General features: G+C 46.3%; 18 protein-coding genes. 6 read left to right on the top strand and 12 right to left on the bottom strand.

Annotation, left to right across the window (positions count from 1 at the left end; all coding sequences use genetic code 11):
• Positions 1 to 7 precede the first annotated feature (7 nt).
• A complete protein-coding gene (gene ubiU, locus H5715_RS06940) occupies positions 8 to 1,003 on the bottom strand; it encodes a ubiquinone anaerobic biosynthesis protein UbiU (RefSeq protein WP_075184592.1) in 996 nt (331 codons plus the stop codon).
• A gap of 94 nt (positions 1,004 to 1,097) precedes the next feature.
• Here ubiU and ubiT point away from each other — a divergent pair, with 94 nt between their 5' ends.
• From ubiT to H5715_RS06920, 4 genes are all read left to right on the top strand, one after another.
• A complete protein-coding gene (ubiT, locus tag H5715_RS06935) occupies positions 1,098 to 1,592 on the top strand; it encodes a ubiquinone anaerobic biosynthesis accessory factor UbiT (protein WP_075184593.1) in 495 nt (164 codons plus the stop codon).
• A 200-nt stretch (positions 1,593 to 1,792) separates the two neighbouring features.
• The gene (locus tag H5715_RS06930) at positions 1,793 to 2,245 is read left to right on the top strand and encodes a bacteriohemerythrin (protein ID WP_075184594.1); all 453 of its coding nucleotides are present in this window, start codon (positions 1,793 to 1,795) and stop codon (positions 2,243 to 2,245) included.
• A gap of 20 nt (positions 2,246 to 2,265) precedes the next feature.
• Positions 2,266 to 2,727: a bacteriohemerythrin gene (locus tag H5715_RS06925; protein WP_075184595.1), complete on the top strand. Its 462-nt coding sequence runs from the start codon at positions 2,266 to 2,268 to the stop codon at positions 2,725 to 2,727.
• Between the two features lie 161 nt (positions 2,728 to 2,888).
• Positions 2,889 to 4,118 carry a TMEM143 family protein gene (locus H5715_RS06920; RefSeq protein WP_075184596.1) on the top strand — a complete coding sequence of 410 codons (1,230 nt, stop codon included), beginning with the start codon at positions 2,889 to 2,891 and terminating at the stop codon, positions 4,116 to 4,118.
• Between the two features lie 81 nt (positions 4,119 to 4,199).
• On the opposite strand, the gene H5715_RS06915 is transcribed toward H5715_RS06920, so the two are convergent.
• Both H5715_RS06915 and H5715_RS06910 read right to left on the bottom strand, forming a co-directional pair.
• Positions 4,200 to 4,706: a P-loop nucleotide/nucleoside kinase family protein gene (locus H5715_RS06915; RefSeq protein WP_075184597.1), complete on the bottom strand. Its 507-nt coding sequence runs from the start codon at positions 4,704 to 4,706 to the stop codon at positions 4,200 to 4,202.
• Between the two features lie 120 nt (positions 4,707 to 4,826).
• Positions 4,827 to 5,033, bottom strand: a complete 207-nt coding sequence (locus H5715_RS06910; RefSeq protein ID WP_075184697.1) for a cold-shock protein — start codon at positions 5,031 to 5,033, stop codon at positions 4,827 to 4,829.
• A gap of 713 nt (positions 5,034 to 5,746) precedes the next feature.
• Between H5715_RS06910 and H5715_RS06905 the strand changes: the two genes are divergently transcribed.
• Positions 5,747 to 6,154, top strand: coding sequence for an NINE protein (locus H5715_RS06905; protein WP_075184598.1), 408 nt, complete (start codon positions 5,747 to 5,749; stop codon positions 6,152 to 6,154).
• A 116-nt stretch (positions 6,155 to 6,270) separates the two neighbouring features.
• On the opposite strand, the gene H5715_RS06900 is transcribed toward H5715_RS06905, so the two are convergent.
• Positions 6,271 to 6,678 (bottom strand): hypothetical protein, encoded by a 408-nt coding sequence (locus H5715_RS06900; protein WP_075184599.1) that lies wholly within the window; start codon positions 6,676 to 6,678, stop codon positions 6,271 to 6,273.
• A 530-nt stretch (positions 6,679 to 7,208) separates the two neighbouring features.
• Here H5715_RS06900 and H5715_RS06895 point away from each other — a divergent pair.
• Complete coding sequence (locus H5715_RS06895) at positions 7,209 to 8,147, top strand: sulfurtransferase (protein ID WP_075184600.1); 939 nt, start codon at positions 7,209 to 7,211, stop codon at positions 8,145 to 8,147.
• A gap of 189 nt (positions 8,148 to 8,336) precedes the next feature.
• On the opposite strand, the gene modA is transcribed toward H5715_RS06895, so the two are convergent.
• The 8 genes from modA to H5715_RS06855 all read right to left on the bottom strand — a co-directional run bounded on the left by modA (position 8,337) and on the right by H5715_RS06855 (position 17,230).
• Positions 8,337 to 9,098: a molybdate ABC transporter substrate-binding protein gene (gene modA / locus H5715_RS06890; RefSeq protein WP_075184601.1), complete on the bottom strand. Its 762-nt coding sequence runs from the start codon at positions 9,096 to 9,098 to the stop codon at positions 8,337 to 8,339.
• 15 nt (positions 9,099 to 9,113) lie between these two features.
• Positions 9,114 to 9,542: a TOBE domain-containing protein gene (locus H5715_RS06885; protein ID WP_175574236.1), complete on the bottom strand. Its 429-nt coding sequence runs from the start codon at positions 9,540 to 9,542 to the stop codon at positions 9,114 to 9,116.
• Between the two features lie 107 nt (positions 9,543 to 9,649).
• Entirely contained in the window at positions 9,650 to 9,937 is a 288-nt protein-coding gene (locus tag H5715_RS06880; protein WP_175574237.1) for a winged helix-turn-helix domain-containing protein, read from the bottom strand.
• Between the two features lie 290 nt (positions 9,938 to 10,227).
• Entirely contained in the window at positions 10,228 to 11,031 is an 804-nt protein-coding gene (locus H5715_RS06875) for a porin (RefSeq protein ID WP_075184602.1), read from the bottom strand.
• 541 nt (positions 11,032 to 11,572) lie between these two features.
• Positions 11,573 to 14,341, bottom strand: coding sequence for a valine--tRNA ligase (locus H5715_RS06870; RefSeq protein ID WP_075184603.1), 2,769 nt, complete (start codon positions 14,339 to 14,341; stop codon positions 11,573 to 11,575).
• A gap of 121 nt (positions 14,342 to 14,462) precedes the next feature.
• The gene (locus tag H5715_RS06865; RefSeq protein ID WP_075184604.1) at positions 14,463 to 15,209 is read right to left on the bottom strand and encodes a hypothetical protein; all 747 of its coding nucleotides are present in this window, start codon (positions 15,207 to 15,209) and stop codon (positions 14,463 to 14,465) included.
• 61 nt (positions 15,210 to 15,270) lie between these two features.
• Positions 15,271 to 15,699 carry a DNA polymerase III subunit chi gene (locus H5715_RS06860; protein WP_075184605.1) on the bottom strand — a complete coding sequence of 143 codons (429 nt, stop codon included), beginning with the start codon at positions 15,697 to 15,699 and terminating at the stop codon, positions 15,271 to 15,273.
• Between the two features lies 1 nt (position 15,700).
• Entirely contained in the window at positions 15,701 to 17,230 is a 1,530-nt protein-coding gene (locus H5715_RS06855; protein WP_075184606.1) for a leucyl aminopeptidase, read from the bottom strand.
• Positions 17,231 to 17,232: the final 2 nt, after the last annotated feature.

Here is a 17,232-nt window from a genome sequence, read left to right as displayed (position 1 = left end):
TTATATGCTATTGCCACTGACGCTCGTAAGCGCCCAGGGTTGTTTGGCAGCCTTCAGACAAGCTGGTAAGCGTGCTTTGCCAGTTTTCTTTTACTGAAAATTGCGTAGGTGATTGTTTGACCGAGTCAATAGCCTCTCGCCACACTTTCGTGACTTGCCCAACATAGGCAGGGCTGCGTTGGCGCCCTTCAATTTTCACCGAACGAATCCCGATGGCCAGGAGGTGTGGCAGGAGATCGAGTGTGTTCAAGCTCGTAGGTTCTTCTAGTGCGTGGTAGAGCTTGCCATCTACATTAAAGCGCCCCTTGCACAGAGTGGGATAACCCGCGTTCTCGTTGATTTGATAAGTATCGATCAGTACATTATTCAGCCGCGACTCCAGGCCTTTCGGTGTTTCTTGCCAGCGTACATATTTCGCTGGGGAGCAGGCGCCTACAGTATTCGGTGATTCGCCAGTTAAATATGAACTAAGGTAACAACGTCCTTCGGCCATAATACAGAGGCTGCCAAAGGCAAAAACCTCTAGGGGGGTTGTACAAGTCTCAGACAGTTTTTCTACCTGCTGAAATGACAGTACTCTGGGAAGAATCACGCGGGTGATATTGAATTCACGGTGGTACAAATCGATAGCGGCGCTATTGGTTGCCGAGGCCTGAACAGAAAGATGAATTTCCGTATCTGGGTACTGTCGCGCGGTGTAATTTAACAGGCCCATATCTGCAAGTATCAGCGCGTCGGCGCCACTTTGTATGGCCATGTCTACGGCGTCGGTCCAGACTTTCCAGTTATTGGGATGGGCGAAAGTATTTATGGCGACATACAGTTTTCGCTTGTACTGGTGGGCGAACTGGCAGGCCTGTAATAATTGGGTTTGGGTAAAATTCAAACCAGAAAAATGGCGAGCGTTAGTTTCGTCTTTAAGACCAACGTAAACGGCATCTGCACCGTTTTTAATGGCGATTTTTAATGCAGGCATATTGCCCGCTGGGCACAGTAATTCCATGGCGTGATTAGTATTTGCTTTAATTAATTGTGGAGCCGCATAATAGCGCGCGTTCGAAAGATTTTACGTTTAATGTCCAAGGCAAAATTGAGTTATGTCATATCAACAACGGTTTACTGAAAAAGCTATTGATACCACTCCATTGGTGGTATCAAAATTGCTGCGTATCACGCCCCTCTGGGCTATGCATCGCGCAATCGAGAGCGCATTAAATCAGCTTTTTAGGCAAGCCATTGACGATAAGGAGCTGGACTTTTTCCAGCATAAAATTCTTTATATTAGCGTTGACGACATCGCATTGAATTTTTATCTCAGTTATGCGGGAGGGCGTTTTAAAGTTTTGAAAAATGCCGACCGGAGCGATGTTCAATTTACTGGAAACAGCCACTATTTCTTTTTAATGGCCACTCAAAAAACTGACCCGGATATGTTGTTTTTTCGCCGAAAACTATGCGTTACGGGCGATACAGATCTGGGGTTGGCGATCAAGAATTTTCTCGCGTGTCAGGAGCTTTCCCAGCAGTTACCTTCAAAACTCTATTCTCTGCTCGATTACTTAGCGGATGAAGTGCAGGCTCACAAGGTTTAATGCCTATTTTTTTGGTAATACTCTAGGTCTCTAGCCACTTTAAATCGATTGCGGCGCTTGTTTCGTTCTCCCAGAGCTATTCTCTGGAATATTTACTCTTCTGTTTTATACTTCAGTTGATCAATTTCCACTCGCTACCAATAGTTAAATTCTATCGGGGTTGTGGGTGCGATTATTTTGGGCTTTCGGGAGGTGTTCCAATGGCTATCGCTTGGACTGCAGAATTAGAGCTGGGTATTCCTGTTATCGACTCTCAGCATCAACGGATTGTTGACTATATCAACACGGTTTCCGATGCTCACAAGAGCCATCGCACGAACGACGTCTTTTCGGTTCTGGATGAGCTGGTGGATTATACGCTTTCGCATTTCGCTTTTGAGGAAAGCCTAATGGAGGAGTCTGGCTACCCATTTTTAAATGCTCATAAAAAAGTACACCGTTTATTTGCTCGGCGAGTGGCCAGTTTTCAACAGCGAGCGAAAGCCGGCGATGATATTACGGAAGAGTTACTTCACGTGTTGAAAGCCTGGTTGGTTAATCATATTAAATGTGATGATCGGGATTATTCGGCAGTTGTTAAAGCGAATATGATAGAGGCTACGCGACGAACCAAAGCAAAACAGGGCAGTTGGTTTAATCGACTGTTTGGTTAAATATCGGAGGTTACTGGCTTATGATCACTTGGTCGGAACAGTATGAGATAGGTATTCCTGTTATTGATGGCCAGCATCAACGCATTGTTGGTTATATTAATCAGGTGGAAGAACTGAAGGATAACCCGAACAATCAGAGCGAACTCGCTGAAGTTCTGGCCATGCTGGTCGACTATACTTGGTCGCATTTCGAATTTGAAGAAGCGTTGATGGAAGAGTCCAGCTATCCTGATCTGGCTGAGCATCAGGTGACCCATCATGCGTTTAAAAACCAAATTGAGGCCTTATACAGACGATTTAAGTCTGGAGAAAATGTCGCACCGTTGCTGGCAGATATATTGCTAAATTGGTTGCTGGAGCATATTCAAGAGGACGACGCCAGCTACTGTGATTGTGTAAAAAAGAACATTTTAGGTCGGCAGGATAAGCATAACGAAAGCTGGATTCAACAGGCAACGGCGAAATATTTCGGCCTTTCCTAAGTGGTTTTAAATGTCCTTTCAGGGAGCTCTAACCTATATTTTCGCTCCTTTGTCTCTATCTATTCCCCCAAATATAGACGCTGGGTGCCTTCACTTTCTATGGCGGCCATTTAAACTGTTAATATTATGGGTGAACCCACTTTCTGGATAGAGCGCGAAACATGGCACAAGATCTACAACACTTTATTCCTTTTACGCGCCACGATTTACTGGCAATGTGCCTACAGAGTTCAGGTGTATCTAAATATCAAAAAAACGATATTGTACGTATAGCCGGATTACTACAAAAGTTGTTTCACTCGGAGTTTTATCAAACGCAGAATGAGCTTACGCTGGCTTATGAGCCTTTTGATCCCGATTTGGATACACGGCAACCGTTTTTAGATGTAAGCGTAAGAGAAACCTCTGGTGAGTTTAAGCAGAAGCTCGAAAGAGTTTTAGAGCAGGGCAATTTTATTCGTTTAACGAAGGTTGATCTTGAAGCGGCTTTATCTGAGTCCTCTCTTTTTAAAATTCGCCTGCATATCGATTTTGATGAATTTGAAGAGGTGTTGGTTTATTGTCGTGGTATCTCGATAAAGACAGAAGTTATTCCCGAATTACTTGGCCTTCGAAAACGTGAGATCGAATTCACCAATTACGACAGGGTGGTGCTTTATCTGCGGTTTAAAGATACTGCCTCGCTTGGAAAAAATGTCGAACTGCTTGGTCGTTCTCGTAAAACGCTATTAAAGTTATTTCGCAACGTGCCCAAAGCCGATTTGGAAATGCTATTTCCCAATACGCGCATCGGTATGCGTCTGTTGGATAAGCTGTTGATAGGTATTCCTGCATTAGTCAGTGGCGGAGTAGTGCTTACTACCAAACTGGGGGCCACGCTTGTTCTTTTGAGCGGTGTTCTAGGGTTTTGGTTGGGTTTACATAATACACCTGTTGCGCTGGACTCCGCCGCTTTACTTGCTTTGGCTGCAGGTGTGGGCGCTGTTGCCGGCTATTTATGGAAACAGTTTAATAGCTTTAAAAATCGAAAGTTGCGTTTCAGTCAGGCACTGACACAGAACCTCTATTTTAAATCGCTGGATAACAACGCAGGAGTCTTTTATCGCTTAATAGCGGATGCGGAAGATGAGGAGTTTAAAGAGACTTTTCTGGCTTGGTTTTTTCTTTCAATTTGTCGTAACGGATTAACGCAAGATAATCTTGATAGGGATATCGAACAGTGGTTTCAGGATAAATGGCAGACAGAAATAGATTTTGAGGTAGAAGACGGTCTTAAAAAGCTGGAGAGGCTGGGACTCGCCCGTTGTGAAAACGGTGTATGGAAGGCGTTGTCTATTGGTGAGGCTCTATTGACAGTTGAGTCTGAAATTGTGAGGGGAATTAAAGGGTAGGCGCAAAACCAATCTTTACGTGCTCGTATTGGTTGTGCTTCGCGATATTTATATCTTAAGGGCCGATTTGTATCGGATCTATTAAATGCCTAGGCCAGATAGTAGTTCTTTGAGGCTTTCGCTTAAGAGTTTACCTGCAGTATCAATAACAAGTCTCTCTTTTGTCCAAGAATGATACTCCCTGTTTTCTATGTCCTCCCATTTGGGTGGGCTGAGTCCAGCTACTGTATTTGCTCGGGTTTTTACGCGTCGCTTGTGTTCGGATACATCCGAACAAATCACTTCGATATTTACAATGTTTGCATTTGACAGCAAAGCCGCTTCATTCCATTCTGACCGAGTTAGCTCAATGGGATTACAGGAGTCGGCAATAACAGAGACGCCTACCTTTAGGTTATCCGTGGCAATTCGATAAGACAGGCGATAACCTTCGCCCTTGACTTCGGTATGGCAGAGATCCCTCAAGCCTTGTTCAATAGTATCAATTCTTAAGTAGGTAAAACCTGTAACCTGAGATAGCGCTTGAGCAAGCGTAGATTTTCCCGATCCTGGCAGTCCAGAGAAGCTATATAACGTTGGCTTATTCATTCTAAAGGCCCGCTTTAGATAAAGGCCTATAAGCCGAATAGCACGCAAAAAGCGCCACTTTAGGGTAAAAGCGGCGCAGTTCGTGCTATTCGGCTTGCTAGAATTGCTATAGGTTTGCTCTTACAGAGGACGAACCTTGTTTGCGCATGGTCCTTTTTGGCCTTGGCCTACTTCGAACTCAACGGCTTGGCCGTCATTCAGAGTTGCGTATCCGCCGCCTGCTTGAATTTCTGAATGATGAACAAATAAATCTTTACTACCATCTTCAGGAGTAATAAAACCGAAGCCTTTATCGGCATTAAACCACTTTACTGTACCTTTAGTCATACTGTGCTCTTTATCTTTTGGTGAAGAATAAAATTCTGTTTTTGCCATCACCATTACAAAAACAGATGTTGAATTTACTAAATTTACGCATAGACGCTCGTGTCTTTGTCAGCAATCCTCAAGGAGGGGTTTGACGCCATAATGGCACGGGGCAACGCCCAAACTGCCTATACGCATTTTAGTGAGCGCTTACGCGAAGCCGGATTATCGCAAGAAACGGGTATTTTGCATACTACTAGCTGATATAGCAGCGCTTAATAATACGGCCAGCGCTCCGATTTTTAGACGAATAGGCCCGTAGGCCCCGAGGGGCGGGGCTTAAAGGATTGAACGTTTATTACGAATTTCTGCTGCCATCGACACCGAAGAGCGCCTTGTTTCTGGATGTAATAGCATAATCCCATTGTTTAGTGCCATCCCCTTGCTTCTTATCCCATGCTGGAGGGGAAAATGTTTCACCTAGAGGAATATGCAGAGCGGAGTCCAGGTTAGGCGGCCGGGGTGCACATAGGAGAGCATAGGATCAGGTATCTGTTCGTATAGCATGGATGATGGCTGGGTATCCTTAGCCTGTTGGCGAATTTAGCCACAATTTAGTCTGATTATTTAAAAACGCTAGCCACCAATTAAAAAACACTAGCAAATTCAACAAGTTGTAAGTTGGTATGAATCCTGTATTACTGCAGTCCCAGCAATTTAGTATAGAGGATCTTATGAATAACAATAACTCGCATTCGGTTGCGGTGGGCTATGTGGCCTGGATATTCGGATTTATGGGGGCGCATCGCTTTTACTACGGTAAACCGATTACGGGAACATTATGGTTTTTTACATTTGGCTTTTTTTTAATTGGTTGGATTGTCGATCTCTTCTTAATCCCGGCTATGGATAGCGATGCTGATCGTGCGTATATCGAAGGGAGTGTTAACTACAGCATCTGCTGGCTATTACTGTTTTTACTCGGAGTCTTTGGCGCACATCGTATGTACATGGGTAAGTGGCTAACCGCAGTGTTGTATTTATTGACGTTTGGTCTTTTTGGCCTGGGGATTCTTTATGACCTTTGGACGCTTAATGACCAAATTGATGAGGAAAATAGTGTAACTCACGCGTGGGTTTAATACTTTCTTTTGAGTCTTCAGAGGAAGTATTTATGATGATATTTACATCGGTGATAGTCGATATTTAGGGGAATAGATTAACCCGACCCATTTGTAATGGATCGGGTTCGTTCATTTTACTTGGTTACTTTGTCGCTTAATGCCTTCGCTTTTGCTTCGGCGGTAGCTTTCAGCTCTGCGGGTTTATCGCTTGAACCGTCTACCATACTCTCAGATTTGTCGGTCATTTTGCCTGCCGTTTCCGTCACCATTTTTTTAGTGTCTTCATACGTGGAGGCGGCACTGTCGGCGACCTTCCCTGCCTTATCTTTGGTTGCTGCTACGCCATCTTCTATGGTGTCAGCAGCGCTTTCCGTATATTCGCCAGCGGTATTTTTTGTTTCTTCAAGCGTGGATTTGGTCGCGTTCATGGCATCTTCAACGGCGCTTTTTGCTTTGTCTTTTTCCTCAACACTACAGCCAGCGGCAGTCACTAAACAAAAACATGCCAGTGCGAAAATCGATTTTTTCAATGGTAATTTCATCGTATAGACTCTCTTAATGGTTGATTTATTGATGGGGCTGAAAAACACATTGCTCTTACGGGTGTTCGACAGTTCTGCACGTTGTTCGATCTTTGTCACCCTCAGTTGCGCTATATACGCCTATGCTGCTTGATGATACACCTATTTTTTGCGGCTTATCAAAGCAGTGTTCCCGTTTGGGATATGTTAGTGAACAAAAGGGTAAATTATGACGTTAAACTCGACTAGATATTTGCGTTGTGGAGGCGGTACGCCATGACTGTTGTCTTGTTATCTGCGTATCGCTTGTTGAGGTGATAGGTCATCTTTGCTTATTGTTAGTAAACATGTGATACGCCTGTTACATTCATGTGTTTTATCAAATTTACCTGGTTAAATACCCACTGAATTCGCGGTGTTGATCACGCGGGAGTTAGAGGTAAGCAGAGCCAATACTATTTTCTGTCTAAATATCACTTTCGTCACGGATTAACGACCGTTCTTCACACTAGAATTTCTATTTTGTTAATTATATTGGAGAGGAACTGCCCGTGACTATTTATATACGTGGATTATTAGTGTTGCTTGCTCTTGTTGCTGGATCGTCATTGGCATCTAGCCGAACAATTGATCCGATCGTTTCCACTGGTTGGTTATCGGAAAATATTAATGTGCCGGATGTGATTGTGCTCGATGTACGTTCTGCAGATAGGTATTTGGCTGGTCATATTCCTGGCGCGTTAAATGAGCCTTTCGTTGTTCCATTTTCCGCCTGGATAACCATGAACGAGGGGTTGTTATTGGAGTTGCCGGAAGTCGAGGGTTTATTTGAAACCCTGGGGCATTTGGGTATAGCTCAATCGTCTAAGGTCGTGATTGTTTCCGATCCAAGCCCCGGCGAACCGCCGCATTATGGTCTGGCGGCGGCAACACGAGTTGCTGATACGCTTATTTATCTTGGTGTTAATAACGTAGCGATCTTGGACGGTGGTTATACTAAATGGTCGAGTGAGGAGCGAGGCGCGAGTGTGGAAGTGGTGGAATCTGTGGGTACCGTTTATGACGGTGATCCCATTAACGATATGTTTGTATCATTAGACTATGTGTTAACTCAGGTATGGCGAGTCAATATAATAGATGCGCGTGATGCGGATGTCTATTTTGGTGTAACGATTGAACCTTTTGCTGCTAAGCCCGGGCATATTTTTACGGCCAAATCACTCCCTGCACCCTGGGCTTATGATTTAAGCGAAGATAACGTTTACACATTTAAGGATCGAGAAATTCTTGATGATATGGTGGCCGGCGTTTTACGCTTGCGGGCATCCAAACAATCTGAAATTGTGGTCTATTGTGGAGTTGGTGGGTATACCAGTATCTGGTGGTATCTGTTAACTCAGGTGCTGGGCTATGAAAATGTAAAGTTCTACGATGGTTCCGCTCAGGAGTGGGCTAAGTCGTTTGATTTAGTCCCTTATCGTTGGCGCTAACCCATTGTCTCTACATATACATGTGAAGCCGAGGGCGCTGTAGTATTCTCCTTGGCTCGTTCCGATACATCGTTTACCAGGGCAATGATGGTTCTGAAATATTTATTTCCAGCGCTTAAATAATAGTTAATATGTCAGGCTTTGACGGTATCCAAAGCCTGACTTGTCGAAAGTGATAGATGTAAAATGCTATTCTCCGATGATGCTATTTTCCACACCATATCCAAGACGCGCAATAACTGCTTGCGCTTTGGCTTCTTTCAGAAACTCGAGAAAGGCCTTTGCTGCAGTATTTTTTTCACCCTTTTTTAGTAAAACTGCTTGCTGGGCGATGGGGGCATAGCCGCTTTCAGGGATTTCCCAGAACGACCCAGGTTTACCGCGCCATGATTTGACTTGTGATAGCGCAACGAAACCTATTTCAGCGTTGCGGGTGGCAGTGAACTGGAAGGTTTGAGCAATGGAGTCACCCCGCACCAATTTACGCTGTAGTACGTTCCAGATACTTAGGTATTCCAATACCTGTTGCGCTGCCAAACCGTAAGGTGCCGTTTTGGGGTTGGCGATGGCGATGCGTTTGAAGTCCCCTTTTTTTAAATAGGCCTCACCATCATTGAATAATCCTGGTATTGCGCTCCATAACACCAGCTTACCTCGTGCGTAAGTAAAACGAGTCCCTTTTACTGCCAGCATTTTTTCTTCCGCTTTACTTGGACGTTTGGTGTCGGCAGCAAGGAATACATCAAAAGGCGCACCGTTCTCGATTTGTGAGAACAGTTTACCTGTGGATCCGAAACTGACTTTCACGCTGTGACCGGTAGACTGTTCAAATAGAGGTACGATATTGCGCATGGCATCGGTAAAATTCGCGGCGACGGCGATAATGGTTTCGGCTGCAAAGGCTTGGCCTGTCAGGAGAAAACATATTATTAACAAAATGACTTTTTTCATTGTTTAATCCGTATTCTATTTAGCTGTTGCCAACATGACGTCGCTGGCCTTAATACAGACCCAGATGATCGTGCCCTGAGTAATACCTAAATTACTAAAACCATCGTTACTAATAATACTAACGATGCTTTTGCCTCCAGATAGGTTGAGCACGACTTCGGTATTTACAGCGCCTTTCTGGGCGCGAGTAATTTCGCCTTGGAGGCAGTTGCGTGCAGAGATCTGCGGTGGTTCATCGCCCACAGCCAGAAATACCGACGATTCCTTTATTAATGCGATTACCTCGTCACCCAAGCCCAGCCCCAGTTGTTCGAGACCTTCATTGGTAACAATGGCGGTGATGCTCCCTTGATCCCCCAGCGCGATTATCACTTCAGTGTTTACGGCGCCGGTGGTGATTACTGCGACTTTACCTAATAATTGGTTTCTGATAGTGATCTGCATGCCCAACCTCCTGTCCAAACTGGAAAATGCATTTGGGTTACCCATTTCATCTCTTAACATCTCAAGGAAGCGGTGATGGTAATTTGATGCTCTCCGATAGAGCGCTACTAATTCGCGTAAGGGGTAAGCATCGTTCCGTCGCCGTAACGCCCACCCGCCTGGCGTGCCATAAGCGGGTATTCCTCCAGATTGTTCATCTGCTCCAAAGAATCCCTCGCCCCCTTGTAACTTAAGCCTGTCTGTTTCGCTGCCAGGGAAATAGAACCGGTAGCTTCAATTGCTTCTAACAGATTGATACGTCGTTCTGAAACAAAACCCCGCCCCTGCCTGCCTAACTTGAAATCGCCACTGGGTTGCAGTATTTCAACCGAGTTTTCTAGATTGTCCTGCTCCATAGCTACGTGCTCCTCAATAATGCGGCACATAAAAGGTGACCTACTTGCGTCTGGCGTTGACTGCTCAAAGCTTTACCCTCGATGCAGAAGGCGAGATACCGGTTCTTTGGGCGTTCCTAGCGCATTGAATGCTAGATAGTGTGTATGTCGCGCAAAGATCAAAATTTATGTTCCAATCCGATCCAGTAAAATAAGTCAGCGCCTCTGTTTCACATATCTTCGTATGTTGCGTAGTCGGTAAAAAGTTTGGTTTTTCTTCCATAGGTATAATCTGGGCCAGCTCCGAATAATTAGCGACCATCTGATTTTTTTATCACCTTGACCAAGTTGTGCTTTCGGGGCAATTTTTTTGAATAGGTATAGGCTGCTGATGAGCCAGCCATGTTTGGCATCGTTAGTTTTATCAGACTTTTTTGAACAGTTAATAATTTCAGATGATCGATGGTGTCTTGTGCTGCTACGCGGGTTGCATCCAGTTCCAGGCCTGGGTTGCCTGTCTGTTGGGCAGTCGCGGCATCCAGATAAAGGTTGTGTTTGCGGTAATTTATCGCGGCTGTGGTGCCGTCTTTCCCTTCCCCATCCTCTTTGGCTTGGGTGGCAAGTTGTATCTGTATGTTTTTAACGGTGGGCGAGGTGTAAAGTGCGACGTCAGATGCCCCCACTTTGCCTTCCATTAAATTTTTCAGGACACCAATTGGGAGGTTATTGAATTGGTCGATTTTTGTCTGGATCATTTTTAAAGGCGTATCGTGGCTTTCCGCAATCAAGGTACCTAGGGATGTGTCCAGCCCAACAAAGGCGTTACGCTGTTTAAAAATACTATTGTTAGCGGCAGCGCGTTCATCCTGCGTTATTTCGTATTTCAGCTGATAGGGTGCAGCGGTGTTACGCTCCAGTTGTTTTTTGCCTCTGAATCCAAAACTAGAGGAATTGCTCGTTAAGTGAGTGTCTTTTATGCCTTGGTATTCGTCTACGATTAAAGATGTATTGTTTTTTTCATAGAGTTGACCTTCGGTAGAGTCTTTGGTTAAGGCTGAATGACAAATGATTTGTGTGAGCCTTAAAAAGGTGAAAGGCGAATATCTTAGAGTCATTAAGTTTCCTTAATAAAACGGATTAACGAAAGCCTTTGCAAGATTGGCGTTAGGTACTCGTGTATATAGCGCTAATTCCAATGATACATTCAGCAAACTCTATACCAAATGATAAGTGATTGAATCATAAGACTTTATCTTGGGGGGTTTTTGTCTATATATCGACACTCAACGACAGAAGGGGTAGCAGTGTAGTAATCGTAACAACGTTAATACGTTATTGTCTGTAGGTGGCCGACGTGGGGCTTCTGGGTGTGAATAACGAATTTAGAGTCGGTTTTGGATGGGGCGGGCATTTTAAATGTTTCTTGGGTGAAATGTAGAGTTCAGCTATGGAAGTTTACCTCGTTAAGATAATGAAGAAGTGAAAAAGCCAATACTGTCTTTCAGTTTGAATTTAGAATTAAAATTTTAGAGAGAGTGTTTAAATTGTAATTCGGAGATGCTAGCAGGCTTTTTTAGAAGGTTCGTTATCACGCGCATACAGAGTGCAGTCAAACGCCACGCACTAAGACCGTGGTGTTTGACTGTCAGTGGAAGGTTACAGTACTGCGATTTTTTCTTTCTGCTCCATTAATTTGGCTAATGCGGCTTCCGCATCGGTAAGCTTATCTTTTTCTTTCTGTACAACTTCAGCGGGTGCTTTGTCGACAAACTTTGGATTATTCAGCTTGCCTTTCAGGCGAGCGAGCTCTTTTTCGAGCTTATCGCTTTCTTTTTGCAGGCGGGCGAGTTCTGCATCTTTGTCGATTAGGCCCGCCATGGGCACCAGGATTTCTAATTCTCCAACCAGTGCTGTAGCGGAAAGCGGCGCTTCATCTTCGAGGTTGAGCCATTCAACGCTCTCAAGTGAAGCCAGCTTTTTCAGGAATTGTGAATTACTGTCCAGGCAGCGTTTGTCGTTGTCGTTTCCGTTTTTAACGTACACTGGTAGCTGTTTGGATGGAGCAATATTCATTTCGCCGCGGATGTTCCTCACTGCTACGATTACGCCTTTTACCCACTCAATATCGGCCATAGCCTGGGCATCGATTTTATTATCGTCGGCAATGGGGTAGGGGGCTTGCATAATGCTATCCCCTTCGACACCGGCTAATGGTTTAACGCGCTGCCAGATTTCCTCGGTAATAAACGGCATCAGTGGATGAGCCAAACGGAGGACAGTTTCCAATACACGAATTAATGTGCGTCGCGTCCCTTTTTTGATTTCGGCACTGGCATTTTCGTCCCATAACACGGGCTTGGTTAATTCGAGGTACCAATCGCAGTAGTCTTTCCAAATAAAGTCGTACAGGGCTTGTGAGGCCAAATCGAGGCGGTAGGTATTCATGCCTCCTACTACCGCTTTTTCGGCTTCCTGAAGACGGGAGACAATCCACCGGTCCGCCAGCGTTAGCTCGAAGTTTTCGGAACCGTCCTGCCCGCAGCCTTCCCCCTCGGTGTTCATCAATACATAGTTAGATGCATTCCATAACTTGTTACAGAAGTTGCGGAAGCCTTCTATTCGGCCTACATCGAAATTGATATCCCGGCCAGTCGAGGCCAGCGAGTAGTAGGTGTAGCGCAGGGCGTCGGTGCCGTAAGGCTCAATGCCTTCGGGGAACTCCTTCCGCGTCATCTTTTCTATTTTTTGTTTTAATTGTGGCACTTGCATACCTGCGGTGCGTTTTTCCACCAGGGTTTCCAGGTCGATGCCGTCAATCAAATCAATGGGATCGAGTACATTCCCTTTGGATTTACTCATTTTCTGGCCGTGGCTATCGCGCACCAAGCCGTGAACGTAAACGGTATGGAAGGGGATTTCTTTCTTAAAGTAGAGCGTAAGCATAATCATGCGTGCTACCCAGAAGAAAATAATATCGAAGCCAGTTACCAGCACCGATGAGGGGTGGAAGGTTTTCAGGAAGTCGTTGTCTTCCGGCCACCCCAATGTGCCGAAGGTCCATAGGCCTGAGCTGAACCAGGTGTCCAGTACGTCGTTATCTTGGGTTAGGGTAAGTTCGTCGGCGAGAGAGTGTTTTTGACGAACTTCTGCTTCGTCGCGCCCTACATAGACGTTGCCGGCATCGTCGTACCAGGCGGGAATGCGGTGTCCCCACCACAGCTGACGGGAAATGCACCAGTCTTGAATGTCGCGCATCCAGGAGAAGTACATGTTTTCGTACTGTTTGGGAACGAAGTTTATATCACCATCTTCAACAGCTTTAATCGCCTCGTCGGCCAGTGGTTGGGTTTTTACGTACCACTGGTTGGTGAGGTAGGGCTCGATAACGACGCCAGAGCGGTCGCCATAGGGTACTTTTAATACGTGATCGTCGATTTTATCCAGCAGGCCCAGTGCCTCCAGATCTTCGACAATTTGTTTGCGGGCAACAAAACGGTCCATACCCTGATATTTTTCTGGAGCGTTTGAATTGATTTGGGCATCGTCGTTGAAGATGTTGATCATTTCCAGGTTGTGGCGCTGGCCCATTTCGTAGTCGTTAAAATCGTGTGCGGGCGTGATTTTTACGCAGCCGGTACCGAAATCTTTATCGACGTAGTCATCGGCAATAATGGGGATTTCACGTTCGGTTAAGGGCAGCTTAATAGTCTTACCTATCAGGTGTTTGTACCGTCCGTCCTCCGGGTTTACGGCAACAGCGGTATCACCTAGCATAGTTTCCGGGCGAGTGGTTGCTACAGTGAGATGACCGGATCCATCACTTAATGGGTAGTGAAAGTGCCACATATGGCCTTTCTTTTCTTCGTTAATCACCTCGAGATCGGAAATGGCAGTGTGCAGTTTAGGATCCCAGTTAACTAGGCGCTTGCCGCGGTATATGAGTTTGTCCTCGTACAGGCGGATAAAAACTTCCTGTACGGCGTTGTAAAAACCTTCGTCCATCGTGAAGCGTTCGCGGCTCCAGTCGGGCGATGCGCCCAAACGGCGTAGCTGGCGAGTAATATTGCCGCCGGACTCTTCTTTCCACTCCCAGACTTTCTCAATAAATTTTTCGCGCCCCAGGTCGTGACGTGTTTTACCGTCGGTATCCAGCAAACGCTCAACTACCATTTGTGTGGCGATACCGGCGTGGTCGGTGCCCACTTGCCACAAAGTATTGCAGCCTTTCATGCGGTGGTAACGTATAAGGGCATCCATAATGCTTTCCTGGAAGCCGTGGCCCATATGCAAACTGCCGGTTACGTTCGGTGGCGGGATCATAATGCAATAGGGTTCTCCTTCACCGCTAGGGGCGAAGTACCCTTGGGATTCCCAGTTTTCGTACCACTTTGTTTCGATTGCCGAGGGCTGATAAGTTTTTTCCATAGGGATCGCTAATGTACCGTGTTTGCTGGAGTTATTTTTGAGAGCGTAAAAGAGGCGCGATTATACCCTGCCCGCCAGCAACTTGCAGCGTTGCTGCGGGCAGGGTTTGACAAAGAAAGGTCTATTTGTTCAATAATTGTTCGCGAAGCTTTGTGCGAAGTTCCTTCTCTATTGTTGGCAGGTATTTGGCTACTAGTTCATCGATAAGCTCAGAATTAGCCGCTTCCTGGAGGAGTTCAGCCTCACTTAAGAGGGGAGCTGCCTTATCAGAGTTAGATCCGAAGCCGTGTTTTGCCAGGGTTTCACCCACATGTGTCAATTCTTCGAAAATCGCGTTTTTGTTTTCACTTAGACGTTCGCGGATATGTGTTGGCAGAAAGGGGTTTTCACCTTTGGCTTCAGGAAGTACAGTTTTCGGGGTATTGTTCTTACTGTTTTTTATATTTGATGCTGCTAGATCTTCTTCAAAAAGTGGTTGCTGACCGGGTAGGGACTCAGCCGAGATATCAGAAGCCTCTACTGTGTTACTTGTCGTTTGATGTTCTTGAATTTCCGGCGTGAAGTTGCCCTCGGCTAACGTCGGTGGTTCACCCGTTCCATAATGTGTTTTTTCAGCTGCTGCTTTTGCGCTGAAGTCTTCCGCCTTCCCTGCTTGTTCTTCCTCTCCGATGCTGTCTGTTTTCAAGGTTGCTTCCTCTCCATCGTGGTATTCCTCATTAATATCGGCAAGCAGAGACGTGCTCTGCTCAACCCGCTTCTCTTTTTGATAGTGAGGTACTTCATCTAAAAGAGATGATTTGAGCTCTTCAAGCTCCTGAATAAGGGCCTCTTTGGAGGGAATACTGTTTTCAGGGGTATCGGAATTCACATCTAGATCCGTCCAACGTTTTCTTGTATTGAGCCTATCTTAGCTGTTTAGTAGAAAGCTGTTAAGGAAGCTGATGATTATTTAGCTCATACCCTCGCGATTTATAAAAAGTGTAGTGTTGGCGAGTTGTTTCCAATACGCGGGTTTCCTGTACCACGATTTCTGCCAAGCGTTTAAAGCGGCTAAATTCGGGTGGAACGTTATTACGCAGGTTAACGAGTAGGTGGTGATGGCCCGGGTCGTCATCCTCGTGACTGATAATAACGGCCGATTTATCTGCGTTGTGGTCTGTTAGTTGTCCATGGGGAACGAAGGATTCGGGACGAAAGCTCCACAGCAGTTCGTCCACAAGTTGGCTTTCGTCCTCATTGTTAGTGGCAATCATCACGCGATTGCCCTGGGAAACCGCTTTATCGACCAGGCGACAAGCGAAATGATGGCGGGCCGCCACTTCGCTTTTTTGCAGTATGTAGAAATCAATACGCGTCATATCAGGCATTCAGCAGGTAGTTAACCAGAAGGGCAACGGGACGCCCGGTCGCACCTTTTTTTGCGCCGGATTGCCAAGCTATTCCAGCAATATCCAGGTGAGCCCAGTGATATTTTTTGGCGAAGCGCGAGAGAAAACAGGCCGCTGTAATACTGCCGCCCGGCATCCCACCAATATTGGCCATATCTGCAAAGTTGCTGTCGAGTTGTTTTTGGTATTCATCCCACAGTGGCATTTGCCAGGCTTTGTCGTTACTGAAGGTGCCAGCAGCTAATAGTTTCTCGGCCATGGGTTGGTGGTTACTGTAGAGCCCGCAGGCATGGTTGCCCAGGGCCACCACGCAGGCGCCGGTCAGGGTGGCGATGTCGACAACAGATTTTGGCTTGAAGCGTTCGGCGTAGGTGAGCGCGTCACAGAGCACCAGGCGTCCTTCCGCATCGGTGTTGAGGATTTCGATGGTTTGGCCGGACATGGAAGTTACGACATCACCTGGTTTGGAGGCGTTGCCAGCAGGCATGTTTTCTGCAGCGGCTATCAGTGCTACCACATGTACCTTGGCTTTCATTTCCACCAGGGCTTTCATGCTGCCGAACACGCTCGCGGCACCGCACATATCGAATTTCATCTCGTCCATCGCGGCACCAGGTTTAAGGCTTATGCCTCCGGTGTCGAAGGTAATTCCTTTACCCACCAATACGTGGGGCTTGGAGTTGGCCACTGCAGTGCCTTTGTATTCCATTATAATGAGCTTGCCTTCTTCCGAGCTGCCTTTGGCAACGGAGAGGAAGGCCCCCATCCCCAGCTTTTCCATCTGTTTGTGGTCTAGGCTGCGGCACGTCAAGGCGCTGCTGGAGCTGGTTGCCAGAGCTTTTCCCTGGTCAGCGAGGAAAGAGGGCGTACAAATATTGGGTGGTAGGTTGCCCAGTTCGCGCGTGTAGTTGATCCCCGAGCCTATGGCGGCACCGCGTACCAGCGCCAGACGTTGGCCTTTTACGCGGGCGGCATTGCTGGAGGCGTAGGTTATTTTGCTTAAAGCTGGTTTGGCGTCGGGTTTGCTTTTGGTTTCTGTATAGCGGTAGCTGGCTTTCTGAACGGCTATTGCCAGTTGTTCTGCTACCCAACTTGGGTCTGCGGTTGTGCCATTGTGTTCGACCGTGATGTTTTGGCTAAATAGGTCGTCGATATAAACCGTGGCATCCTTCACGGGGGATTGGCTAAGGGCTGTTGCCGCTGAACTGAGCGCGGCCAAGAGGTTGTCGGATTTCAGCTTGCTGGCCTTTTTGTCGTCGGACTTTCCTAATTGAACGAGTAATACTCTTTGATAGGGGCGTTTGGACGGCGCCAAAGTGATCCAGCGCTTGTGGCCAGCTTTGGGCTTGAGATCTTTATTTGCTATTAGCGCGCTGAGCGCGCCACCGTGTAACTTATCAATGGCCTTGGCGCTGGCAAGCAGCTTGTCTTCTAGAGCGAAAACAACAGCGCATTGAGTGGCTTGAGCGACTACATCAATATTTTTGGTAGAGAATTGCATGG

Origin of the sequence: Teredinibacter haidensis, from assembly GCF_014211975.1 — a bacterium.
Taxonomy (GTDB): Bacteria; Pseudomonadota; Gammaproteobacteria; order Pseudomonadales; family Cellvibrionaceae; genus Teredinibacter; species Teredinibacter haidensis.
Note: the sequence above shows the minus strand (reverse complement) of the source record. Positions and strands in the feature narration are given on the sequence as shown.